Origin of the sequence: Morganella sp. BCCO 40_0007 (assembly GCF_032989665.1) — a bacterium.
In the GTDB taxonomy this organism is placed as follows: Bacteria; Pseudomonadota; Gammaproteobacteria; order Enterobacterales; family Enterobacteriaceae; genus Morganella; species Morganella sibonii.
This window is the reverse complement of record NZ_JAVBIN010000001.1, coordinates 449,257-474,277: the sequence shown is the minus strand read 5'-3', so window position 1 is coordinate 474,277 and position 25,021 is coordinate 449,257. Positions and strand designations below refer to the sequence as shown.

The window sequence follows — 25,021 nt, the reverse complement described above, 5'->3', positions numbered from 1 at the left end:
AGTCAGTGATTCATGCCAAAGTTTTTTATTGAAAGACCGATATTTGCATGGGTAATCGCAATTATTACCATGCTTGCAGGTCTGTTGGCGATCATGAAATTGCCGGTGGCACAGTATCCGACTGTTGCGCCGCCGACCATTTCAATTTCCGCAAACTATCCGGGTGCGGATGCCGAGACGGTTCAGAATACGGTAACTCAGGTTATCGAACAGAACATGAACGGTATCGACAAGATGGTGTACATGTCTTCAACCAGTGACTCAGCGGGTAGTATGAATATCTCGCTGACCTTTGAAGCTGACGCCAACCCGGATATTGCCCAGGTTCAGGTTCAGAACAAACTCCAGCTGGCAATGCCGCTGCTTCCTCAGGAAGTTCAGCAGCAGGGTATTACCGTTGAAAAATCCACCAGTTCCTTCCTGCTGGTGGCCGGTTTCGTGTCTGAGGACGGTACCATGTCCCAGAACGATATCGCGGACTACGTCGGCTCTAACGTCAAAGACCCGATCAGCCGTGTGACCGGGGTTGGTGAAACCCAGCTCTTCGGTACCCAGTATGCCATGCGTATCTGGCTCGATCCGGACAAACTGGTGAAATATAACCTGAGTACCATAGATATCATCAATGCGATTCAGGTGCAGAATAACCAGGTTGCCGCCGGTCAGCTGGGGGGAACACCGCCGGTACCAAACCAGCGTCTGAATACCTCTATTATTGCGCAGACCCGTCTGAACACGCCTGAGCAGTTTCAGGAAATCATGCTGCGGGTTAACACTGACGGTTCGGTTGTCCGCCTGAAAGATGTTGCTTACGTGGAACTCGGTGCTGAAAACTACGGGATTATCGCGCGTTATAACGGGAAACCGGCAGCCGGTATCGGTATCAAGCTGGCAACCGGTGCTAACGCCCTGGATACCGCCAAAGCGGTTCGCGATAAACTGACAGAAATGTCAGAGTTTTTCCCTGACGGCCTGGAAGTTGTTTACCCGTACGATACAACACCATTCGTTAAAATCTCCATTTTCGAAGTGGTGAAAACACTGGTTGAAGCAATCATGCTGGTGTTCGTGGTGATGTATCTGTTCCTGCAAAACTTCCGTGCAACACTGATCCCGACTATCGCCGTACCGGTGGTACTGCTGGGGACCTTTGCCACCCTTGCCGCATTCGGGTATTCGATAAATACCCTGACGATGTTCGCGATGGTGCTGGCAATCGGTCTTCTGGTGGATGACGCCATCGTGGTGGTGGAAAACGTCGAGCGTGTCATGCAGGAAACCGGCCTGCCGCCGAAAGAAGCCACAAAAATATCGATGGGTCAGATCCAGAGTGCTCTGGTCGGTATTGCCATGGTGTTATCAGCGGTATTTATTCCGATGGCCTTCTTCGGCGGGTCAACCGGGGCAATTTACCGTCAGTTCTCCATTACCATTGTTTCCGCGATGATACTGTCAGTCTTCGTGGCGCTGATCCTGACACCGGCACTGTGTGCCACCATGCTCAAGCCGGTTGCCAAAGGCAGCCACGGCAGTCAGACCGGTTTCTTCGGCTGGTTTAACCGTGTGTTTGAGAAACAAACCAATCACTACACTGACAGTGTCGGCCGTATGCTGCGCGGCACAGGACGTTACCTGCTGATCTATGTGCTGCTGGTTGCGGGTATGATCGTGATGTTCACCCGTCTGCCGACTTCTTTCTTACCGGAAGAAGACCAGGGCGTACTGCTCTCGATGGTTCAGTTACCACCGGGTTCGACGCAGGAACAAACTCAGACTGTTCTTGATGGTGTCAGTAAGTACTATCTGGAAGATGAGAAAAAAGTTGTTGAATCTGTCTTTACCGTTAACGGCTTCGGCTTCGCGGGTCAGGGACAGAACATGGGTCTGGCGTTTATTGTTCTGAAAAACTGGGACGAACGTAAAGCAAAAGAAGATAAGGTGGAAGCGGTTGTTGCACGCGCCAACCAGCACTTCTTTACCAACTCGTCAGCCTCGATTTTCGCGGTAAACATTCCGCCGATTGTGGAACTGGGTTCATCCAGCGGATTTGACCTCGAACTGATGGATAACGCTAACCAGGGACACGAAGCACTGACCGCAGCCCGTAACCAGTTACTGAAGATGGCAGGTGAGCATCCGGATATGCTGGTGCAGGTGCGCCCGAACGGGATGGAAGATACATCACAGTATCATATCCATGTCGATCAGCAGAAAGCCGAGGCATTAGGGGTTGATATCAAGACCATTAACGCCGCGCTGAGCACCATGTTCGGCGGCAGCTACGTCAATGACTTTATCGACCGCGGTCGTGTGAAGAAAGTGTACGTACAGGCTGATGCTCCGTTCCGTATGCAGCCGAAAAATATTGCTGAGCAGTATGTCCGCAATAACCAGGGTCAGATGGTACCGTTCTCTGCCTTTATCGATACGAAAAAGGATCCGTGGACTTTCGGTTCACCGCGCCTTGAACGTTATAACGGTATTCCTGCTATGCAGATTCAGGGCAGCGCCGCACCGGGCAAGAGTAGTGGTGATGCGATGGCACTGATGGAAAATATGGCGAAAGAACTGCCGCAGGGCTTTGGTGTTGAGTGGACAGGTATGTCTTACCAGGAAAAACTGTCCGGTAACCAGGCACCTGCACTGTATACCATCTCTCTGATTGTGGTCTTCCTCTGTCTGGCGGCCCTGTATGAGAGCTGGTCGGTTCCGTTCTCAGTTATGCTGGTGGTTCCGCTCGGGGTTATCGGTGCGCTGTTACTGACGCATGCCCGCGGACTGGACAACGACGTGTACTTCAAGGTCGGCCTGCTGACAACCATTGGTCTGTCGGCGAAGAACGCCATCCTGATTGTCGAATTCGCCAAAGACCTGATGGAGAAAGAAGGCAAAGGGCTGATTGAGGCAACACTGGAAGCCGTTAAGATGCGTCTGCGCCCTATTCTGATGACATCACTGGCCTTTATGCTCGGGGTTATTCCGTTAGTCCTGAGTAACGGTGCCGGTTCCGGTGCACAGAACGCCGTAGGTACCGGGGTGTTCGGTGGTATGATCGCCGCAACATCACTGGCTATCTTCTTCGTGCCGGTCTTCTATGTGGTTATCCGCCGCCGCTTCAGTAAGAAGAGTGAAGACATTGAGCATGCTCATGCGGTAACGCAGAAGAGCGATAGTCCTGACGGATTTTAATCCTGCTTAAACATAAAAAGGTCACATTAGTGACCTTTTTTATTTTCACGCCATGATAAATATTTTTAAATTTGAGTAAAAAGAACTTAAATAAACAATAGATAAAAGTAAATTATAACATTCCGCAAATGTAAGGTTTTGTCATAACCCGTAATGATTCCCCACCGCGCCATTCCATAAAAAACCAATAAATTTAATAAGATGAGTAATTATACCTGGTGCGTTCAGGCATTTACTCTGCATTTAAATTTACTTTTTTTGTATTTTGGCTAGTGACAAGTGCTGAAATAGTGTTATATTACAAACAGGATTAAATCAGATCTTTTTATTCACGTCTTTTTCCGGAACGTCATGTTCACTAACTGAAACAGATTAACATGTAATCAGCATCTGATTATCCACTTGTGCTGAACAGAACCTTACATTACCTTTATTTATAATTAAAGGCGGTTGATATATATAATATACCGACGTCGATAGCGTAATAACTTACTCATGTGTTAATTATAATTTAACGTTTTTCAGCGCCTTATCATTCCCGGCTACATTCAGGAGGTGATTATGGACGAGTATTCTCCACGAAATTACGATATTGCGGTACTGAAGTATCTGTGTGATGAACTTTGCCGTGAAGGCACACAAACTCTCATCAGAAGCAATAATTTTTGGGTTAATGATTTAGCCTCAGATTCAAACTTAAAACTTAACGAATTATTAGGTTACATTGCTGACGTGACCTGGAGTTTTAAGATAAAACATACACAAAATAAGGATCTCATCTCATTTGTCGATGAATACATCGATGAAACTTACGCGCTGTTTGGTCAGATGGAAGTTTCATTTAATGATGTTGAGGAATGGAAGAAGATGGCATCACTGGTAAGCAGCATGCTGACCAGCGAAGGGCATCTGGTCCACTAACGGAATACAGAACTAAAATCAGTATATTGCGTACTAACAACTCAGCAAGAAGATGACATATGATGACTAAACTTGACTATCTCATGCGCTTACGTAAGTGCACTTCGATCGAAACACTGGAACGTGTCATTGAGAAGAACAAATATGAACTGACTGATGACGAGCTGGAGGTTTTTTATTCAGCTGCCGATCATCGTCTGGCCGAATTAACCATGAATAAACTGTATGACAAAATCCCGGCGTCTGTCTGGAAATTTGTCCGTTAATTCAGTCTGCTGTAACCGCCTCTCTCAGGCATTGTCTTATTTTTAGTGATCACGGGCCAAAGGCACAGCTGACTGACTTTGGCTTTCGATCATGCCTGCTATTTATCCCGCTATTCCTTACTTATATTACGATATATATATTGTTTATAACAAAAGTATATATTTTGTGTTTGTTTCACTCACCAGATTATTAAATCCTGATACGCATTTATTAAACACCGGGTATACCGAAAATTTTATTTTCAGTTTTCACCACTATAACGGGTTAAATCAAAAATAGGATTTTTATCTAATCATGCGCTTTTATGTGAAACTCACTCTTTTACACTAAGAACATAAAACAAATTTTACTCATATTGTTATATCCCTGAATCCGGTGCGACCCTCTGAAAGTCCCGGCTTGTGCTGACAGGCATAATGTCAAATTATGAATATATTAATAGGATACGCCGGATGAATGGAGAATGAATAACGAAGACAACCACCGGATGCAGACAGAGGCATTCAGAATCAATAACAGGAGAATAGCGGCAGGTACTGCAGAAATGGGTGGGGGCCTTGCCAGCGACATCCCGGCACACAATTCCCCTGCTATGGCTGCTTCCTTCCGGACCTGACCGAGTTAACAAGTTCATGTTGCGGGAGAACCAACAAAGCCCCCATAGGAACCCTCAATAATGAGGCGGTGCCATTATCCGGGATCATCACTGAAATAGCAAGGCAACCGGGACTGACCGCTGTAATTTTACACACCTCTGACATAACCATACGCACCTGCCGGCCGGGAACCGCACATAACGGCGGTTTATCATTTTTCAATTGCACTGACAGCGATTAGAATGGACGGTTCCTGCTGAAAAGATGAATAAGGGTAACTATGAGCCTGGCGTTAGAAAACCTGATAAGCCTGATGGCACTGGAAAAACTCGAAGACGGGTTATTCCGGGGACAAAGTGAAGATCTCGGCCTGCCGCAGGTCTTTGGCGGACAAGTTGCCGGACAGGCACTGTATGCAGCGGGACAGACCGTTCCGGCTGATCGCCGCGTTCATTCATTCCATAGCTATTTTCTGCGCCCGGGCGACAGCCATAAACCCATTATTTATGATGTGGAAAATCTGCGTGACGGCAAAAGTTTCAGTGCCCGCCGTGTCAGCGCTATTCAGAACGGAAAGCCGATTTTCTATATGACGGCCTCTTTCCAGGGGGAAGAGAGCAGTTTTGAGCATCAGAATGCCATGCCGGACGTTGCCGGCCCCGACGGGCTTGTTTCTGAAACCGATATTGCCAGGAAAATTGCGGCTGCTCTGCCGCCGAGAATGCAGGCGCTGTTTCTGCGTGAACAAGCCATTGAATGGCGCCCGGTGCAGTTTTACAGCCCGTTTCAGAATCCCGCAAGTCCGCCGGTACGTTATACCTGGCTGAAAACCAATGGTGCAATGCCGGATGATCAGGCGCTGCATCAGTATCTGCTCAGCTATGCCTCTGACTATAACTTCCTGCCGACCGCGCTTCAGCCTCACGGCTACGGTTTTATGCAGCCGGAAATTCAGATTGCCACGATTGATCACTCCATGTGGTACCACCGCCCGTTCCGGCTGGATGAATGGCTGCTGTATGCCGTGGAAAGCCCGACAGCGTCCGGCGGACGGGGATTTGTTCGTGGTCACTTCTATAATCAGGATGGTGTGCTGGTTGCCTCCACAGTCCAGGAAGGCGTTCTGCGCTTACGGGATATCTAAACGTCCCGGCAATAAAAAGCCCCCGCTGCACACCCGTGAGCGGGGGCTTACTTTTTTTCGGCTATGAACGGTTATAAGCCTGTTCGCCGTGCGTACTGATATCCAGCCCGTTGATCTCATCCTCTTCTGTACAACGTATGCCGGTTGTCAGTGCCGCACATTTGAATGCGATGTAAGTAATCACTCCGCTCCAGAGCACAGTCACCAGGATACTCTCCGCCTGTATCCATAACTGATGCAACATCGTGACGCCTTCCGCATACCCCGTGCCGCCGAGTGCCGGTGCCGTGAAAATACCGGTCAGCAAACATCCGGCGATACCGCAGACACCGTGAATGCCAAAAACATCACAGACATCATCGGCTTTCAGGCGACGCTTCAGGGCTGTAACCCCCCAGTAACCGGCAATACCACTGATCAGCCCGATGACAACCGCTCCCGGAACACCCACCGTCCCTGCGGCAGGCGTGATCCCGACCAAACCGCTGATACACCCGGAGCACGCACCAAGAAGTGAGGGCTTACCCCGCATACACCATTCTGCGATCACCCACGCCAGCACTCCTGCGGCCACCGCAATCACGGTATTCAGAAAAGCCAGCGCCGCAATGCCATCCGGTTTTCCGGCAGAGCCGGCATTAAACCCGAACCAGCCGATATAGAGAATAGCGGTACCGGTAAATACCATCGGCAGGCTGTGCGGTTTGGTGGCGGCTTTCCCCGGCAACCGGCGCGGTCCTAATATGTAAGCACCAACTAACCCGGCAACTGCCGCGTTGATATGCACAACGGTTCCCCCGGCAAAATCCAGTGCGCCATCTTCCGCCAGCCAGCCGCCGCCCCAGACCATATGCGCCATCGGTACATACGCCAGGGAGAACCAGATCACCGTAAATAACAGAAAGGCAGTAAATTTGATCCGCTCTGCCAGCGCTCCGGTGATGAGTGCAACCGTGATCGCAGCAAAGGAGCCCTGAAAAATAACGTGTGTCAACTGGCTGATGCTACCGCTGTTACTGACCGGTGTGATCCCGCTGAGAAATGCATGAGATAACCCGCCGATCACACTGTTTCCGTCAGAAAACGCCATACTGTAGCCATAGAAAATCCATAACAGCAATACCAGAGCAAAGCTGACGATGACTTGTGTCATCACTGACAATACATTCTCACGCCGTACCAGTCCGCCGTAGAACAGAGCGATACCGGGCAGAGTCATAAAATAGACCAGCGCCGCACAGATCAGCATAAAACCGTTATCCGCGCGATCCATCCCTTCCGTTGCACTGTAAGCCGATGCCGGCAGTACCGCAGATATCACAACAGGCAATACTATTTTTCGTTTCATCATCTGAGTATCTCCGCGCGGTTTAAATGGCATCATCATTTTGCTCACCGGTACGTATCCGTACCGCCTGACTAATTTCTGAAACAAATATTTTTCCGTCACCGATACTGCCTGTGTATGCTGACCGGCAAATCGCCTCAATAATGCGATCAAGGCAATCATCAGGCACAACAATATTAATCTGTGTCTTCGGCAGGAAATCGGTGCTGTACTCTTCCCCGCGGTACAGTTCGGTATGTCCTTTTTGTCTGCCCGCGCCCCGCACTTCCAGTACGGTTAATCCCTGAATACCTTCTTCGTTCAGCGCATCTCTGACGTCATTAAGTTTAAAAGGCTTGATGATGGCCATTATCATTTTCATCGCATGCTCCGCTTCAGGTTGTTGTTGTCCTGCGGATAAATTGCAAAAGTGATGCCAATGCATGAAATAAAAATTAAATTGTTTAATAACAACAGGATAGAAATAAAAAAGGCGTCTGAATCATCAGACGCCTTTTCTGCTAACGGGAGGATTGCACTTTTTTACAGCATCATGCACCTGTTTATGTGAACGATCTCACAATTATAGTGCAGGGGCTTCGCTCTCTTCCGGGGCATTCAGTGATTCCCCGACCTGCTGCAACTGATACATCTGGTAATAGCGGCCTTTCTCTGCCAGCAGCGCACGGTGAGAGCCGGATTCCGCCATTTCGCCGCGGTTCAGCACATAAATGGTATCGGCATCCACAATGGTGGACAGACGGTGTGCAATCACTATCAGCGTGGTTTCACGGCGGATCAGTTGCAGAGCTTTCTGAATGGCCTGTTCAGTACCGGAGTCAATATTGGCGGTTGCTTCATCCAGGATCAGGATTTTCGGGGTCTGCACCAGTACCCGCGCCATTGCCAGCAACTGTTTCTGCCCGTCAGACAAGGTATTGCCCTGCTCACCCAGTTCCGTATCCAGCCCGTGCTCAAGCTGTGAAATATGCTCACTCAGCTGAACCATATCCAGCACCCGGCGGATACGCTCATCATCAATATCCCGTCCGAGAGTGATATTATCGCGGAAGGAAGCGGCCATAATGACCGGGTCCTGCTGCACCATCGCGATGCCCTGCCGCAGTGCTTTATGCGAAAACTGTTCCAGTGGTCGCCCGCCGAGGCTGATTTCCCCGGCCTGCCACGGGTAATAGCCCATCAGCAGATTCGCCAGTGTGCTTTTTCCGCTGCCGGTATGTCCGACAAAAGCGACAAAGCTGTGCTCCGGTACATCCATACTGATATCGCGCAGTACCGGTTTTCCGGGCTGATAGGCAAATGTCAGGTGTGATACGCGGATACTGCCGCAGGTCAGCGGCTGATCATCTGCCCCGTACTGCTGCTGCGGGCTGTCCATCAGCTCAAAAACACGTTCGCCGGAGATCACCGCCTGCTGTAAAACAGACTGCTGGGATGTCAGCGTGATCAGAGGTTCATTCAGCCGCCCGAGGTAGGTAATAAAGGCGTACAGCACCCCGACGCCGATAACCCCCGTCCCCTCAACCCCGAACAGCAACATCAGACCGCAGAGAATAGCCGCCGAAAACAGACTCAGCAGCGGGCGCAGTAAAATACCGTCCAGCCGCAGTGCCGCCATTCTGACCTCATAATGGCGGCGGTTGGCGGCAAACATCCGCTCACCGAAACGCGCCTGCTGGCGGAACTGTTGTATGACCGTCATGCCGCTGATAACTTCATGAAAACCATCATTAATATCTGCCAGATAACTGCGCACCCGGCGCACAATCGGCGTACTCAGCCGCTGGTAGATCCACATCACCAGCATTACCGCCGGGAACATCGCGGTTGCCACCAGTGCCATCCGCCACTCCAGGGAGTACATGGCGATCAGCATCACCACGATCAGTGCGATACTGCGGAACAGTGTCGGCAGGACGTTCACAAACAAGTCTTTGATCATTTCCGTGTCATTGGTGACACGCGAGATCAACTGCCCGACAGGCTGAGTGTCAAATGCACTCAGCGGCTGACGCAGTGCAGCGTCCATCACATCGGCCCGCAGTGTCTGTACCACACCGACGGCGGCCTGATTGAAATAGATCAGCTGGAAATAGTGCAGCAGCGAGGCGGCAATCTGTAAAGCGATAAACCCGGCCACCAGCCATAGTGTCACGGACAGAACAATCTGGTTTTTCGCCACCATATTATCAATGAAATAACTGACCAGAACAGGTGCGGCGACTTCTGCAATGGCTGTCAGCCACAGCATCACAATGGCAGCGGCCATCGGGCGGCGGTAGTTACGGCCGTATCCGAGCAGACGTTTCAGCGACGGCCACAGGTTTTTTGCCGCTTCAGGGCGGATCTGTTCACTCATCGAGCTCGGCCTCTAACTGCTGATAATGATACATTTCGCGATACCATCCGTTCTGATTAATCAGTTCCTGATGACGCCCCTGAGCACTGATACCGCCCTGTTGCAGAACAAGAATATTATCTGCCTCTGTCAGTGCGGAAAGCCGGTGCGCACTGATAATGACCGTGCGTCCTTCGCCCCATTGCCGCAGATTTTGCAGTATCCGGTATTCGGTCTGCCCGTCCACCGCGGAAAGGGCATCATCGAGGATCAGGATTTCCGCATCCATCAGCAATGCGCGGGCAATAGAGATCCGCTGTTTCTGTCCGCCGGATAACATAACGCCCCGCTCACCGGCCTGAGTCTCATAGCCGAGCGGCAGACGCTCAATATCATCATGCACACTGGCCAGCCGGGCAGCATGTTCAATCTCTTCCTGTGTCGCCCCGGGCCGTCCCAGCGCAATGTTGCTGGCAATTGTATCGGAGAACAGAAACGGGGTCTGATTCACGACAGCCAGCCGTGCATGCCAGCCGGAGAATGTCAGTTCAGGCAGCGGTTTACCCTGAAAACAAATTTTACCTGCTGTCACATCGTAATGACGCTGGATCAGTGCCAGCAGCGTGGATTTACCGCAGCCCGTCGGGCCGCACAGCCCGAGCAGCTGACCCGTTTTCAGGGTAAAACGGACATCATGCAGAACCGTCCGGCGGCTTTCCGGATAACAAAATTCATCCACCGCCACTGACAGTTCACCGCGCCCGGGTGCCGGGGCATCAGTACCGTCCGCCAGTACCGGAGGCGTTTCAAGAAGGGACTGGATACGGCTGTAAGCCGCACTGCCGCGCTCAACAATGTTAAACATCCAGGCCAGCGCCAGCATCGGCCAGATCATCAGCCCGAGATACATAATAAAACTGGTCAGCCCGCCGAGTGTCAGTGTGCCCTGCACCACCATCCAGCTGCCGCCGGCAACCGCAAGCAGGTTTGACATCCCGATCGCCATGATGATGGTCGGATCAAAGCGGGCATCCACCTGTGCCACATGCATATTTTTGCGTCCGGCTTCCGCCGCCACAGATTCAAACCGGGAAGACTGGTGATCTTCCAGGCCAAACGCTTTAATCATCCGGATACTGCTGAGGCTTTCCTGAGCGTGATTATTCAGTGAGGAAAATGCACCCTGCGCGGTTTTAAAGCGCTGATGAAGCTGCTGTCCGTAACGTTTGATCGCCAGTGCCATCAGCGGCATCGGCAGCAGGGACAGCAGCGTCAGCTGCCAGCTGATCTCAATGCTCATCGTCAGCAGCACCACGAGCCCCATGACGAACGAATCCACCAGCGTCAGTACACCTTCTCCGGCGGCAAACACCACTTTATCCACATCGTTGGTACTGCGCGCGATCAGATCGCCGGTACGGTAACGGTGATAGAACGCCGGGGACTGGCGGCTGAACTGCTGATAAAAATCCTGCCGCAGACGCACTGCCAGCTTATAGGATGCGCCGAATAACCAGACCCGCCAGATATAGCGCAGAATATAAATCACCAGCGCAATAAGCAGCATCACACCGACCCAGCCCCACAGCGCCGGGGTAGTCATCGTTTCTTTGGTCACGCCGTCAACAATAATGCCGACAAAACGCGGTGGCAGGATCTGTAATACCGCGATAATGATCAGAAAAGTGACCGCACCGGTATAGCGCCGCCATTCACTGAGGAAATACCATTTTAATTGGGCAAATAATCTCACAGGATCCCGTTAACATCTCAGGTTAATAATCAGTCCGCTTTGCATTTCTCCGGAATCGGCAATGCGGTGGTGTACTTTATGCGCTCCATCGCGAAATTGGAAGTCACATCAATTAAACCGGGTACACCGTTGACCAGTTTTTTGTAAAAATGATCGAAGCATTTCATATCCACCACTTCGACCTGCAGCATGTAATCGAATTCACCGGCCATGCGGTAAAACTCCACCACATCAGGCATCTGCTGCACATACTCCACAAACTGAGTATACCACTCGCTGCTGTGATGTTGTGTCTTGATCATGACAATCACGGTCAGTCCCAGCCCGAGTTTTTCCGGGTCAAGCAACGCCACGCGTTTACGGATGTAACCGTCATCCTCCAGCCGCTTCAGCCGTTTCCAGCAGGGGGTGGATGTCAGATTTACCGCTTCGGACAGTGTGTTCAGTGATAATGACGCATCTTCCTGCAAGAGTTGTAACAATTTACGGTCTGTTTTATCTAACATATCGCCACCAGAGAGAATAAATTTCTCCATATCATGCATGATAAAGAAAATAGAAAAAGCCTTTTCTCTCACAGAATTGCTAAGATGCATCAACAGACCGTGAGGAGATACTACATGACAACCCAATGGACGACATCCGCCATTAATGCCATTCAGGCCGATTATCAGCGCAGTGCGGATACCCACCTGATCCCGCTGGAATTACCCGTTTACCCGGGGGTTTCATTATATCTCAAGGATGAAAGTACTCACCCGACAGGCAGTCTGAAGCACCGACTGGCACGTTCGCTTTTCCTGTACGGCTTGTGTAACGGCTGGATCCGCGAAGGCACACCAGTCATTGAGGCATCATCAGGCAGCACCGCTGTCTCAGAAGCTTACTTTGCCCGTCTGCTCGGCCTGCCGTTTATTGCTGTCATGCCGCGCTGCACCGCGCGCCGTAAAATTGAACAGATTGAGTTCTACGGCGGACAGTGCCACTTTGTGGACAGCAGCGCTCAGATCTATGCGGAATCCGAACGTCTGGCCCGTGAAACCGGCGGCCACTATATGGATCAGTTTACCTATGCCGAACGTGCCACTGACTGGCGCGGCAACAATAATATCGCCGAAAGCATTTACCGCCAGATGTCACGGGAAGCCCATCCGGTTCCGCGTTACATTGTGATGAGTGCGGGCACCGGCGGTACGTCAGCCACCCTCGGCCGGTTTATCCGCTACCAGGGACACGACACAAAACTGATTGTTGTTGATCCTGAAAACTCCGTTTTTCATGACTGCTATCATCAGAAATGCTCACATCTGCGCTGCGATACCGGCAGTAAGATTGAGGGTATCGGCCGTCCACGCGCAGAGCCGTCCTTTATTCCCGGTGTGATTGATGATGTGCTTAAAGTCAGTGATAAGTGCAGTATCGCCACCCTGTACTGGCTGGAAAAACTGCTCGGACGCCGCACCGGTGCTTCCACCGGCACCAATGTCTGGGGTGCGCTGCAACTGGCGAAACAGATGCATGAACAGAAACAGACCGGCTCCATTGTCACGCTGATCTGTGACAGCGGCGAACGTTATCCTGACACTTATTACAATCCGGAATGGGTAGCGGAAAATATCGGTGATCTGACTGACGCGCAGGCAACACTACCCAAATGGTGATGCAGCCGTTACCATAAACCTCATCTTTTTATAATGAGGTTTACCGATGAAACGTGCTGTGGTCGTATTCAGTGGCGGGCAGGACTCCACAACCTGCCTGATTCAGGCGCTCCGTAACTATGATGAAGTGCATTGTGTGACGTTTGATTACGGACAGCGCCATAGTCAGGAAATAGATGTTGCCCGTAAACTCAGCCTGAAACTGGGTGCGGCAGCGCATAAGGTGCTGGATGTTTCCCTGCTGAATGAACTGGCGGTCAGCAGCCTGACCCGCGATAACATTCCGGTTCCGGGGTTCTGCGAAAGTGAACAGAGTGATATTCCGAATACCTTTGTTCCCGGACGGAATATTCTGTTTCTGACCCTGACAGCGATTTATGCGTATCAGGTCGATGCAGAAGCCATTATCACCGGTGTATGTGAAACCGATTTTTCCGGTTACCCGGATTGCCGTGATGAATTTGTCAAAGCTCTCAATAAAGCGGTTAACGCCGGTCTGGCCCGCGATATCCGCTTTGAAACCCCGCTGATGTGGCTGGATAAAGCACAGACCTGGGCTCTGGCCGATTATTACGGACAACTGGACACCGTCCGCACAGAGACACTCACCTGCTATAACGGTATTCAGGGGGATGGTTGCGGGGAATGTGCCGCCTGTCATCTGCGCCGCAACGGGCTGGATAACTATCTTGCTGACCGCAGTACCGTGATGGCCGCCATGAAAAAAATCACCGGCCTGCAATAATCACCTGTTACGCCCGGTGACCGGCCGGGCGTTTTTCTGTCCTTCGGATCATCAGCTCTCTTTTGGCCCTGTCAGCAATTCAAATTTATCGCGGATTTCCCCTTCAATCGGGATCGCTTTACCGGTTTTCATATTAATAAAGACAAAAGTCACTTCCGCATCCGCCACAACCTGCTTATCTTCCTGACGGGTAATAATCTGTTTGAGAACACCGCTTTTCTGCCCGGCATGCTGTAAATAACTGTCGATGACCAGCCGCTCTCCCACATAGACCGGTAACCGGTAGTTAATATTGATATTCACCACCACCACAGCAATATCCATCTGTTTAAACCAGCGGTATGCATCATAGCTTTCCAGCCAGTCCCAGCGGGCAGCCTCCAGAAACTCCAGGTAACGCGCATTATTCACATGTCCGAAGGCATCAATATGGTAGCCAATCACTTTAATTGTGGTGCTCATAATATTTCTCCCTTTACTCTGTTTCCGGTATTCCCTTCCCCGTCAGCCCGGGGAAGGGAAATCAGCTTCTGCTGATATTACAACGCTATCTTATCGCTGTTCATCGTAAAAAGGCGCTCACCAATACCATATACATCTTTCAGTTGTTCCGCAGAAGTAAATGGTCCGTTTTCCGTGCGGTACTCCACAATCCGCTGTGCTTTTTTCGGCCCGATACCACTCAGTTCCCGTGCCAGTTCTTCCGCTGTCGCGGTGTTAATACTGATACGGTTTGTGTCCTGTGCAGCAGACGGCTGAACCTGCGTACTTTCTGCCGGTTGTGCCACCTGAGCCAGAGAGGAGGTACTGAAAAAACCGCCGGTTAACAGCGCTGATGTTAATAATAATGCAGATGTCCATTTTGTTTTCATGCTATTTCTCCTTTTGTGTTTAGCACAAAGCGGAGTGTCGCAAAAATTTTTTCTGCCGGGGGATTTTCAGAACAGAAATGCGAAAGGCTGCGAACGCAGCCTTTCGGGAGATGTAACACGACATTTTATTTTTCGGTACAGATCGAAAAATTTTAGTCCATATTTCTCACATCAATATCTGCGTTGGCACGCAGGTTCAGCAGTAATGATTCCAGTTCAGTGGATGCCATCTGCTGGCGTAATACTGTGCGCAGCTCAGTTTTTTCCTGATCGGTTGCGGTACCGGCAGTAACTTTATCGAGCTGAATCAGAACAATATTGCCCTTGCCGTCAATGGTGCGGCTGTAGGTCGGTTTACCGTCCGCCGGATGCGGCTGGGTAAAGGCAGCATTAATTACCGGATCTGACGGATTCAGACGCTGAACGGTCTGTTCTGCACCGAATTTCACACCGGCTTCTGTTAACGCCGCGTCACCTTTACCTTCTTTCAGTGCCGCCAGCAGTTTATCCGCTTCCGCGTTCAGCGCGGCTTCGGCTTTACCGCGTTTGACCAGCGCGCTGATATCAGATTTTACTTTCTCAAACGGCTCTGTTGCTTCCGGGCGGTACTCATCAACACGGACAACAAATGCACGATCACCTGAGACAGTAATGATATCGGAGTTAGCACCGGACGGCCCTTTCTCATCAAACAGTCCGTTTTCCGTTAAGGCTTTTAACACTTCCGGATAATTGATCGCGTCCGGCAGGTTATTCAGCGCAAACCAGTCGGTCTGTACGGCTTTAACGTTTGTCGCCTGCTCAACACCCATCAGGGATTCGTTATCATTCGCTGCGGCTTCACTGGCTTTCTGCTGGAGATCAAAGAACGCTTTGCTCGCCGCTTCGCCTTTGGCCAGACGGGTCACTTCGTCTTTCACATCCGCCAGTGGTTTAACGGTTTCCGGCTCATACACATCGAGACGGAAAATTGCGTAGCCGTTATCCACTTTCAGGATTTCTGAAACCTGACCGGCAGCTTTCAGCCCGGCATCTTTGATTTCAGGGATAAGCGCGGCATCTTCCATCCAGCCGGTCACACCGCCGTTACGGGCAGTCAGTTTATCGGTGGATTTTTCTTTCGCCAGAGTTTTGAAATCGGCCCCGTTTTTCAGTTCATTCAGTACGGCTTTGGCATCATCTTCCGTCGCCAGCATGATCTGGCTGTACTCGCCTTTTGCCGGCACGGTGAAGCGCGGGATATTTTTGTCGTAGTAGTCCTGAATCTGTTCTTCCGTAACGCTGGTGTTGTCCTGGATATTTGCGGCATCCAGCTCAACAAAACTGATTTTTAACGCCTGTGGTGCGATGAAATTGTTTTTATTCTTCGCGTAATAAGCCTGCAGCTCTTCATCGGTTGCGGTCTGTTTTTCCTGTGCGGAAGCCAGATCCAGTGTTGCGGTACGGATAGTGCGCGACTGGAGTAAAACCGCCGCTGCATTGGTCACTTCAGAATCCAGCACAAACGAATCACGTACAAACGGCTGAACCAGCTGAGCCTGAATCATCTGCTTGCGCAGATAGGCTGCATAGGCGTCACCCGTGATACCGTTACGGGACAGGAACGTGCCGTAAGCATCCTGGCTGAACTGACCGTTAACCATAAAATCAGGTTCCTGACGAATCGCGTTAATGATCTGCTCATCGCTGACAGTGATACCTAATTTCTGTGCATACTGTTCCAGCAAAATGGTGTCGATCATCTGGTTCAGCGCCTGAGAACGGATCTGTTTAACACCCTGTTCGGTACTGACTAACTGCGAGAACAGGTCACCCAGCTGAGCCTGCTGGCGGTTACGCTCTTCCTGGAAGGCGCGCTCTAACTGCTGGACCGATATTTCAGTATCGTTCACTTTGGCAGCATAGTTAGAACCGCTGACGAGGTAACCACCGACACCTGTCAGAATAAATGACAGGATAATGATGGCGAAGACAATTTTAATCACAGGGTTGTTCGCCGCTGTGCGCAGGTTTTCCATCATAAGAAATCCAAACTCCGCTTTGGTAAAAGAAAAATCAGGTCAGGGGAAATTATGCCCTAAAACAAAAAAAAGCGCATCATTCTGATGCGCTTCCTGTTTAGCTTTATACGGTTTTTGTGCCCGGGACAGATAAATATCCCGGTGCCTGAGGAAAAACTCAGCCGTTTACTGCGTCTTTAAGACCTTTACCTGCACGGAAAGCCGGGACTTTCGCTGCGGCGATTTTGATCTCTTTGCCGGTCTGCGGGTTACGGCCTGTACGTGCTGCGCGCTCACGAACAGTGAAAGTACCGAAACCAACCAGAGCCACATCATCCCCGCCTTTCAGAGAATCAGTTACTGAACCAATAATTGCATCTAACGCGCGACCAGCCGCAGCTTTAGAAATATTCGCGTCTGCAGCAATTTTATCGACCAATTGTGACTTATTCACTATTATCATCCCCTTTCAGAATTTTCGGCCCGGATTTACGAAGTATGTTCCTGACAGCCACAGCCGTTATATCAAGCCTTTTCGCTCTTGGCAAGATTGCAGACTTCGCATATTTCGTAAGAATGTTCGCTAAATTAGCGGGACAAAAAAAGGCTGACAAGTCCGAAAGTACCTGTCAGCCCTTTATTTATCTGAACTTCTTGACGCAGGTCACTATTTCCTACGCTTTTTTACTTACCACTTCCATGCCGAAAGCAGGATTCACTAAGGCAAGTGAAAGAACTTCATCTATTGTTTTAACCGGATGAATATCCAGATCCGCTTTTACGTTATCCGGAATTTCTTCCAGATCGCGGCGGTTTTCATCAGGAATCAGAACAGTCTTAATACCGCCGCGGTGTGCTGCCAGCAGTTTTTCTTTCAGACCACCGATAGGCAGAACCAGACCACGCAGGGTAATTTCCCCGGTCATCGCCACATCAGCACGTACCGGGTTGCCGGTCAGTGCGGAAACCAGTGCGGTACACATCGCGGTACCGGCACTCGGGCCGTCTTTCGGTGTTGCGCCTTCCGGAACGTGGACGTGAATGTCGCGTTTTTCATAGAAATCATTGTTGATCCCTAATTTATCCGCACGGGCACGTACCACGGTTAACGCTGCCTGGATGGATTCCTGCATCACTTCACCCAGTGAACCGGTGTAGGAGAGTTTTCCTTTGCCCGGAACCGCTGCGGTTTCGATGGTCAGCAGGTCACCGCCGACTTCTGTCCACGCCAGACCAGTTACCTGACCCACGCGGTTTTCAGTGTCTGCACGGCCGTAATCCACTTTCTGCACACCAAGGTAATCTTTCAGGTTATCCTGATTAATTTCGATGTGTTTCAGTGTCTTATCCATCAGCAGTTGTTTCACCGCTTTACGGCACAGTTTGGAGATTTCACGCTCCAGTCCGCGCACACCGGCTTCACGTGTGTAATAACGGATGATGCCGAGGATCGCACTGTCATCAATGTGCAGCTCGGTTTTCTTCAGCGCGTTACGTTCAATCTGCTTCGGCAGCAGGTGACGTTTGGCGATGTTGAGTTTTTCATCTTCCGTATAACCGGACAGACGGATCACTTCCATACGATCCAGCAGTGGTGCCGGAATATTCATGGAGTTGGATGTCGCGACAAACATCACGTCGGACAGATCGTAATCCACTTCCAGGTAGTGATCGTTAAACGCGATATTCTGTTCCGGGTCCAGCACCTCAAGCAGTGCGGAGGCCGGATCACCGCGCATATCCGATGACATTTTGTCAATTTCATCCAGCAGGAACAGCGGGTTTTTCACACCGACTTTTGCCATTTTCTGGATCAGTTTACCCGGCATAGAACCGATGTAAGTACGGCGGTGACCACGGATTTCCGCTTCATCACGCACGCCGCCCAGCGCCATACGGACATATTTACGGCCGGTTGCACGGGCAATGGACTGCCCCAGAGAGGTTTTACCCACCCCCGGCGGTCCGACGAGACACAGGATCGGCCCCTTGATTTTACTGACACGGCTCTGAACCGCCAGATATTCAAGGATACGCTCTTTCACCCGCTCCAGGCCGTAATGGTCACTGTCGAGGATTTCCTGCGCCTTAATCAGGTCTTTTTTCACCTTGCTGCGCTTAACCCACGGAACCTGAACCATCCAGTCGATATAGCTGCGGACAACAGTGGCTTCCGCAGACATCGGGGACATCATTTTCAGTTTCTGTAATTCCGCTTCGGCTTTTTCTTTCGCCTCTTTCGGCATCTGCGCTTCTTCGATTTTACGTTTCAGCGCTTCCGCTTCATCCGGCGCGTCGTCCATCTCACCCAGTTCTTTCTGGATAGCTTTCATCTGCTCATTGAGATAGTACTCGCGCTGGCTTTTTTCCATCTGCTTTTTGACGCGGTTACGGATGCGTTTCTCAACCTGTAACAGGTCGATTTCCGATTCCATCATCGCCATCAGATATTCGAGACGCTCAACCACATCTGCCATTTCCAGTACAGACTGTTTGTCCTGTAATTTCAGTGTCATATGGGAAGCGATAGTGTCAGCCAGTTTGGCGACATCTTCGATACTGTGCAGGGAGGTCAGGACTTCCGGCGGGATCTTTTTATTCAGTTTGATATAGCCTTCAAACTGGTTGATCGCCGTGCGCAGCAGTACTTCCTGCTCACGCTCGTCCACAACAGGGGATTCCATCAGCTCTGCCTGGGCAGAGAAGAAATCACCGTTGTCACTTAATGTTTTGATATGCGCACGTTGCAGGCCTTCGACCAGCACTTTTACGGTGCCGTCCGGCAGTTTCAGCATCTGTAATACAGACGCGACTGTCCCGACGGAAAATAAATCATTGACGCCCGGTTCATCCGTTGACGCTTCTTTTTGTGCAACCAGCAGCACTTTTTTATCCATATCCATCGCTGTTTCCAGGCAATGGATAGATTTTTCGCGCCCGACAAATAAAGGAATAACCATGTGGGGGTAGACCACCACATCGCGCAAAGGCAGTACCGGGATTTCAATGCGTTCAGCACGCTCAGGATTCATAGAGCACTCTCTTCGTTTAGCTTACGCCTTGTTGGGAACGTCGTGAAACGCGTTATCACGGGTTCCACTCCATAGAATGATCAATATATGGGGATGCATTTCTCACATTCAACACTTTATTTAGTAAGAAAAGCAAAATGAGGGAAAATTCCCTCATTTGGTTAATATTGATAACAACTGCGCTAACTTTCCGTTACTCGCCGGAAACCTGAGCTTCCGGTTTACGGTAAATCAGCATCGGTTCGGTCTGATTGGTTATCACGTTCTCATCAATAACCACTTTTTCAACATTTTCCATCGATGGTAAATCATACATCGTGTTGAGCAATGCCGCCTCAACGATGGAACGCAGACCACGGGCGCCGGTTTTACGGTTCATCGCTTTTTTCGCGATGGCAATCAGTGCTTCACGGCGGAACTCCAGTTCAACATCTTCAATGCTGAACAGTGCCTGATACTGTTTGGTTAATGCGTTTTTCGGCTCCTGAAGGATCTGAATCAGCGCATCTTCACTCAGCTCACCGAGCGTTGCCACCACCGGCAGACGACCGATAAATTCCGGGATCAGACCAAACTTGATCAGATCTTCCGGTTCAACCTGAGCCAGTAATTCACCTTCTGTTGCTTTGTCTTTATCGCCGCGTACTTCCGCACCGAAACCGATACCGGAACGGGTGTTCAGACGCTGGCCGACCACTTTATCCAGACCGGCAAATGCCCCGCCGCAGATAAACAGAATTTTCGAGGTATCAACCTGTAAAAATTCCTGCTGCGGATGTTTGCGCCCGCCCTGCGGCGGAACAGCAGCAATCGTGCCTTCAACCAGTTTCAGCAGCGCCTGCTGAACGCCTTCACCGGACACATCACGGGTAATCGACGGGTTATCTGATTTGCGGGAGATTTTATCGATTTCATCAATATAGACGATACCGCGCTGTGCTTTCTCCACATCATAGTCGCATTTCTGTAAAAGCTTCTGAATGATGTTTTCCACGTCCTCGCCCACATAACCGGCTTCAGTCAGTGTGGTCGCATCCGCCATTGTGAACGGCACATCCAGGTAGCGGGCCAGTGTTTCAGCCAGCAGGGTTTTACCGCTGCCGGTCGGGCCGATCAGCAGAATATTACTTTTACCCAGTTCCACGCCGTCAGCGGTTTTATCGCCGTTGCGCAGACGTTTGTAGTGGTTGTATACCGCGACTGCCAGCACTTTTTTAGCCAGTTCCTGACCAATGACATAATCATCGAGGTGCTGACGAATTTCATGAGGAGTCGGCAGTTCACTGCGTTCACTGCCCCGGGCCGGGATCAGATCTTTAATTTCTTCACGGATAATATCGTTGCATAAATCAACGCATTCATCACAGATATACACTGACGGGCCGGCAATCAGTTTTTTAACCTCATGCTGACTTTTTCCGCAGAAAGAGCAGTACAGCAGCTTTCCTGAACCGTCTTTGCGTTTGTCTGTCATCAGTAAACCTCACTTAATCAGTACAGCTCACAACCCGTGAGCTGCAAAAAAATATCACAGCACCGCTTGTACCCTGCCACCCGGCAGAATACGGGCAGTACCGGTGTTACTTACCGGTGTGTGTAAATATGGTCAACCAGACCGTATTCCTGTGCTTCTGTCGCGGACAGGAAGCGGTCACGCTCGGTATCGCGCTGAATTTCCTCAACGGATTTACCGGTATGGTGAGCTAATAAATCATTCATGCGCGCTTTCACTTTCAGAATTTCCTGAGCATGAATTTCAATATCAGTAGCTTGTCCCTGATAGCCGCCCAGCGGCTGGTGAATCATCACGCGGGAGTTAGGCAGACAGTAGCGTTTGCCCGGCGCACCTGCCGTCAGTAAGAAAGCGCCCATTGAGCAGGCCTGGCCTACGCAGATGGTACTGACCTGCGGTTTGATAAACTGCATGGTGTCATAAATAGACATCCCTGCGGTGATCACGCCGCCCGGTGAGTTGATATAAAGACTGATGTCTTTTTCCGGGTTCTCAGCTTCCAGGAAGAGTAACTGTGCCACGATCAGGTTTGCCATATGATCTTCAACCTGACCGGTTAAAAAGATAATACGGTCTTTTAATAAACGGGAATAGATATCGTAGGAGCGTTCACCACGTGAAGTCTGCTCGATAACCATCGGCACCAGCGCCATGTTGGGTGCGAAAGTATCCTGATTGTCGTGATATGACATGTCCATCTCCTGATTGAATTTTATTGGTGCCTGGCGGATACCGGTTATTTTACTTGAGATCCGGTGAGATGACCATGCGCTATACGCGATTCGATCATGCACACGCTGTCCGGCAGAGACCCTGTATGGCAAATATGGGGGATAACCACCGCAGTTTTCAAGGAATATTGTCAGAAATGACAAAAAAACCGCAGGCAATATACATTGCCTGCGGTTTTAATCAGATAAACAGCCTTCGGCCGTTCACAAAGAGAGAGGATTAACCTGCTGCCTGAACCTGGTTCATCAGGTCAGTGAAGCCGGTTTCTTTATCTGTCACTTTTGCTTTCGCCAGAACAGTCTCAACAGCCTGCTCTTCCAGTGCCAGATTACGGATACCGTCCATCATCTGTTTGTTTTTGTTGTAGTATTCCACAACTTCAGCCGGATCTTCGTACGCTGATGCCATTTCTTCGATCAGTGCATTAACGCGATCATCTTCAGCTTTCAGTTCGTTAGAAGAAATCACTTCACCTAACAGCAGACCAACCATGACACGGCGTTTAGCCTGACCTTCAAACAGTTCGCGAGGCAGTTCCATCGCCTGTTTTTCAGAGCCGCCGAAACGCTGTGCCGCCTGACGGCGCAGTTCTTCGATTTCGCTGTCAACAGCTGCTTTCGGTACATCGATTTCGTTTGCTTTCAGCAGACCATCGATAACCTGGGATTTGATACGGTTGCGTACTGCATTTTTCAGTTCGCGTTCCATATTTTTGCGGATTTCCGCTTTCAGACCTTCCAGGGAACCGTCGCCGATACCGAAACGTTTGATGAATTCTTCAGTCATTTCCGGCAGTTCGCGCTCTTCCACTTTTTTCAGGGTGATAGCGAATTTCGCTGCTTTCCCTTTCAGGTTTTCAGCGTGGTAATCTTCAGGGAAAGTGACGTCGATTTCGAATTCTTCACCGGCTTTGTGACCCACAACACCGTCTTCGAAGCCCGGGATCATGCGGTTCTGGCCCATGACCAGGACGAAATCAGATGATTTGCCGCCTTCGAACTCTTCGCCGTCAACAGAACCGGTGAAGTCGATAGTAATGCGATCGTCAGCTTTTGCCGCGCCTTCAATAACTTTCCACTCAGCCTGCTGTTTACGCAGAGTTTCAACCATACCGTCGATATCTTCGTCTTTAACGGTAACAACCGGTTTTTCAACTTCGATTGTTTCCAGACCTTTCAGCTCAACTTCAGGGAAGACTTCAAACTCAACAGTGTAAGTGAAATCCTGACCTTCTTTGTACGGCTCATCGACTTTATAGTCCGGTGCACCGACAGGATTGATTTTGTTTTCGATGATCGCGCTGACAAAGTTACGTGACATCAGGTCGCTCAGTGCATCCTGAACCGCCACATCGCCGTAACGCTGTTTGATGATGTTATGCGGCACTTTACCTTTACGGAAACCGTCGATACGTGCTTTTTTGGCGATTTCAGCTAATTGTTTATTTACTTCTTTGTCAATGTCGGCTGCAGGAACGGTGATTAATACACGACGCCCAAGGCCTTCAGTCGTTTCAACAGAAACTTGCATCTTATTACCTCAAAAAAGTCTATTGCTCGGTCAACTCCAGATCTCACACCGGCCCGATGCCTGTGTGAAACGATAATGAACCGGGGCGGTCGCATTTAAAAACCGAGTTCCCTTATATTCAGAAGCGTCCCGAAACCATACGGAATTTCAGACGCGACATTATAGCGATGCTGACAGGCCGCGTCGAGAAGTGCAGACAAAAGAGTCTGAAATTCACTCTTTTTCTGTTAAATTTTGTGCTGTACGCTGCTTTTTCACCCAACAAGCTGCTTACTTTCCGCCACCGTGGCAGCGCGGGGACGGATTCACCTGACCCTGACTGTGATTCCACTCATCCGGGGTATAAGTATGCAGCGCCAGCGCGTGAACCCCGCCCGCCAGTTCATCCGCCAGCAGGGTGTACATATGACGGTGGCGTGCAACAGGGCGCATCCCCGCAAAAATCTCACTGACCACCACCACCTTAAAATGGGTTTCCGATCCTGCCGGAACATTGTGCTGACCACTCTCATTCACCACGTCAATATAATGAGGGGCAAGTGCATGATTCAGTTTTTCTTCAATACGCTGCTGCATCACAGCAGGAAATGATGCCGACATAACTATCCTTCCGGTCAATACTGGCTTTCAGAGAAAGCCCAGTGTAGTGAGTTTTTTATCAAAATCCATACCATTCACGGATAAAGCCGATTATCATCATACGTTAAGCCGAACACTCACACCCCGGCGTTAATCCGGTGCTGTGACTGACTTCAACAACCTGTAACGGATTCATATTATGTTGAAAAAATACCTCCTCCCGCTGTTCGCAATGCTTTTACTGGCCGGGTGTCAGGCGCCGTCCAACACCCTGTCGATTGAACCGGTGATGAAATTACCGTCTGCGGACCCGACTCTTGGTGCCGCCACTATTTCGATTACCGGTGTCGACAAGCGCTCTTCGCAGACACTGGCTGAATTCAGCCGTAACGGCCAGCTGGCACAGCTGCGTCCGTCCCGTGATCTGCGTTTCCTGATGCAGGAAACCCTGGAAAAACAGATGACCGCACGCGGTTTTATGATTGGGTCACCGGCAAACGCCAATGTGCAGATCGCCATCAATACCTTTAAGGCTGATGTCCAGGAAGGCAGTGTCCGCCATAATATCACCGTCAATATCGATATTACCGTTCTGGCCACCGCGCAGAATAACAGCACAAAGAGCCGGACATTCCGCACCAGTTATAATGTGCAGGGGCCGTTCAGCGCCAGTAACGAAAAAATCACTGACGCCTTTAACCGCGCACTCAGCGATATCGTCGCGGACATGGCTCAGGATACACAAATCAGCCAGTTCATTAAGCAAAATACCCGCTACTAATCTGCCGTGCCGCCCGCAGC

General features: G+C 50.3%; 21 protein-coding genes and 1 other RNA gene. 7 read left to right on the top strand and 15 right to left on the bottom strand.

Features of this window, described 5'->3' with window-relative positions; all coding sequences use genetic code 11:
* The first annotated feature begins 12 nt into the window (after window positions 1–12).
* The 3 genes from R5268_RS02000 to R5268_RS01990 all read left to right on the top strand — a co-directional run bounded on the left by R5268_RS02000 (window position 13) and on the right by R5268_RS01990 (window position 4,376).
* On the top strand, window positions 13–3,189 hold the full coding sequence (locus tag R5268_RS02000; RefSeq protein ID WP_107678491.1) for an efflux RND transporter permease subunit: 3,177 nt from the start codon (window positions 13–15) through the stop codon (window positions 3,187–3,189).
* A 561-nt stretch (window positions 3,190–3,750) separates the two neighbouring features.
* Window positions 3,751–4,110 (top strand): Hha toxicity modulator TomB, encoded by a 360-nt coding sequence (gene tomB / locus R5268_RS01995; RefSeq protein WP_046893178.1) that lies wholly within the window; start codon window positions 3,751–3,753, stop codon window positions 4,108–4,110.
* A 62-nt stretch (window positions 4,111–4,172) separates the two neighbouring features.
* A complete protein-coding gene (locus R5268_RS01990) occupies window positions 4,173–4,376 on the top strand; it encodes an HHA domain-containing protein (protein WP_024474604.1) in 204 nt (67 codons plus the stop codon).
* A 556-nt stretch (window positions 4,377–4,932) separates the two neighbouring features.
* Here the strand turns inward: R5268_RS01990 and ffs are convergent.
* Window positions 4,933–5,029, bottom strand: an RNA gene (ffs, locus tag R5268_RS01985) — signal recognition particle sRNA small type.
* A 224-nt stretch (window positions 5,030–5,253) separates the two neighbouring features.
* Between ffs and tesB the strand changes: the two genes are divergently transcribed.
* Window positions 5,254–6,117: an acyl-CoA thioesterase II gene (gene tesB, locus R5268_RS01980; RefSeq protein WP_317418444.1), complete on the top strand. Its 864-nt coding sequence runs from the start codon at window positions 5,254–5,256 to the stop codon at window positions 6,115–6,117.
* Window positions 6,118–6,178: 61 nt separating this feature from the next.
* Here tesB and amtB read toward each other — a convergent pair whose 3' ends face one another.
* The 5 genes from amtB to R5268_RS01955 form a co-directional block, all read right to left on the bottom strand.
* Complete coding sequence (gene amtB / locus R5268_RS01975) at window positions 6,179–7,468, bottom strand: ammonium transporter AmtB (RefSeq protein ID WP_317418445.1); 1,290 nt, start codon at window positions 7,466–7,468, stop codon at window positions 6,179–6,181.
* Window positions 7,469–7,487: 19 nt separating this feature from the next.
* Window positions 7,488–7,826, bottom strand: a complete 339-nt coding sequence (locus R5268_RS01970) for a P-II family nitrogen regulator (protein WP_218454530.1) — start codon at window positions 7,824–7,826, stop codon at window positions 7,488–7,490.
* Window positions 7,827–8,027: 201 nt separating this feature from the next.
* On the bottom strand, window positions 8,028–9,824 hold the full coding sequence (locus R5268_RS01965; protein WP_317418446.1) for a SmdB family multidrug efflux ABC transporter permease/ATP-binding protein: 1,797 nt from the start codon (window positions 9,822–9,824) through the stop codon (window positions 8,028–8,030).
* Window positions 9,817–11,556, bottom strand: a complete 1,740-nt coding sequence (locus tag R5268_RS01960) for a SmdA family multidrug ABC transporter permease/ATP-binding protein (protein WP_317418447.1) — start codon at window positions 11,554–11,556, stop codon at window positions 9,817–9,819. Before R5268_RS01960 ends, R5268_RS01965 begins: the two co-directional genes overlap by 8 nt.
* A 29-nt stretch (window positions 11,557–11,585) precedes the next feature.
* Complete coding sequence (locus tag R5268_RS01955) at window positions 11,586–12,062, bottom strand: Lrp/AsnC family transcriptional regulator (RefSeq protein ID WP_046893228.1); 477 nt, start codon at window positions 12,060–12,062, stop codon at window positions 11,586–11,588.
* A 114-nt stretch (window positions 12,063–12,176) separates the two neighbouring features.
* Between R5268_RS01955 and R5268_RS01950 the strand changes: the two genes are divergently transcribed.
* The gene (locus tag R5268_RS01950; protein ID WP_046893172.1) at window positions 12,177–13,217 is read left to right on the top strand and encodes a PLP-dependent cysteine synthase family protein; all 1,041 of its coding nucleotides are present in this window, start codon (window positions 12,177–12,179) and stop codon (window positions 13,215–13,217) included.
* A 46-nt stretch (window positions 13,218–13,263) separates the two neighbouring features.
* Window positions 13,264–13,962, top strand: a complete 699-nt coding sequence (gene queC, locus R5268_RS01945; protein ID WP_317418448.1) for a 7-cyano-7-deazaguanine synthase QueC — start codon at window positions 13,264–13,266, stop codon at window positions 13,960–13,962.
* Window positions 13,963–14,013: 51 nt separating this feature from the next.
* Here queC and R5268_RS01940 read toward each other — a convergent pair whose 3' ends face one another.
* The 9 genes from R5268_RS01940 to bolA form a co-directional block, all read right to left on the bottom strand.
* The gene (locus R5268_RS01940) at window positions 14,014–14,424 is read right to left on the bottom strand and encodes an acyl-CoA thioesterase (protein ID WP_166708469.1); all 411 of its coding nucleotides are present in this window, start codon (window positions 14,422–14,424) and stop codon (window positions 14,014–14,016) included.
* 77 nt (window positions 14,425–14,501) lie between these two features.
* Complete coding sequence (locus R5268_RS01935) at window positions 14,502–14,834, bottom strand: ComEA family DNA-binding protein (protein ID WP_166708470.1); 333 nt, start codon at window positions 14,832–14,834, stop codon at window positions 14,502–14,504.
* 152 nt (window positions 14,835–14,986) lie between these two features.
* The gene (gene ppiD, locus R5268_RS01930) at window positions 14,987–16,855 is read right to left on the bottom strand and encodes a peptidylprolyl isomerase (protein ID WP_317418449.1); all 1,869 of its coding nucleotides are present in this window, start codon (window positions 16,853–16,855) and stop codon (window positions 14,987–14,989) included.
* A 157-nt stretch (window positions 16,856–17,012) separates the two neighbouring features.
* Window positions 17,013–17,288 (bottom strand): nucleoid-associated protein HU-beta, encoded by a 276-nt coding sequence (gene hupB / locus R5268_RS01925; protein ID WP_004240390.1) that lies wholly within the window; start codon window positions 17,286–17,288, stop codon window positions 17,013–17,015.
* Between the two features lie 220 nt (window positions 17,289–17,508).
* Window positions 17,509–19,866: an endopeptidase La gene (gene lon, locus R5268_RS01920; RefSeq protein WP_046893167.1), complete on the bottom strand. Its 2,358-nt coding sequence runs from the start codon at window positions 19,864–19,866 to the stop codon at window positions 17,509–17,511.
* 193 nt (window positions 19,867–20,059) lie between these two features.
* Window positions 20,060–21,340 (bottom strand): ATP-dependent protease ATP-binding subunit ClpX, encoded by a 1,281-nt coding sequence (gene clpX, locus R5268_RS01915; protein WP_317418450.1) that lies wholly within the window; start codon window positions 21,338–21,340, stop codon window positions 20,060–20,062.
* Window positions 21,341–21,450: 110 nt separating this feature from the next.
* On the bottom strand, window positions 21,451–22,071 hold the full coding sequence (gene clpP / locus R5268_RS01910; RefSeq protein WP_046893166.1) for an ATP-dependent Clp endopeptidase proteolytic subunit ClpP: 621 nt from the start codon (window positions 22,069–22,071) through the stop codon (window positions 21,451–21,453).
* Between the two features lie 259 nt (window positions 22,072–22,330).
* Window positions 22,331–23,641 (bottom strand): trigger factor, encoded by a 1,311-nt coding sequence (gene tig, locus R5268_RS01905; RefSeq protein ID WP_046893165.1) that lies wholly within the window; start codon window positions 23,639–23,641, stop codon window positions 22,331–22,333.
* A 270-nt stretch (window positions 23,642–23,911) separates the two neighbouring features.
* Window positions 23,912–24,241 carry a transcriptional regulator BolA gene (gene bolA / locus R5268_RS01900; protein WP_220457042.1) on the bottom strand — a complete coding sequence of 110 codons (330 nt, stop codon included), beginning with the start codon at window positions 24,239–24,241 and terminating at the stop codon, window positions 23,912–23,914.
* A 178-nt stretch (window positions 24,242–24,419) separates the two neighbouring features.
* On the opposite strand from bolA, the gene R5268_RS01895 reads away from it, so the two are divergent.
* Entirely contained in the window at window positions 24,420–25,001 is a 582-nt protein-coding gene (locus tag R5268_RS01895) for a YajG family lipoprotein (protein WP_107678499.1), read from the top strand.
* Window positions 25,002–25,021: the final 20 nt, after the last annotated feature.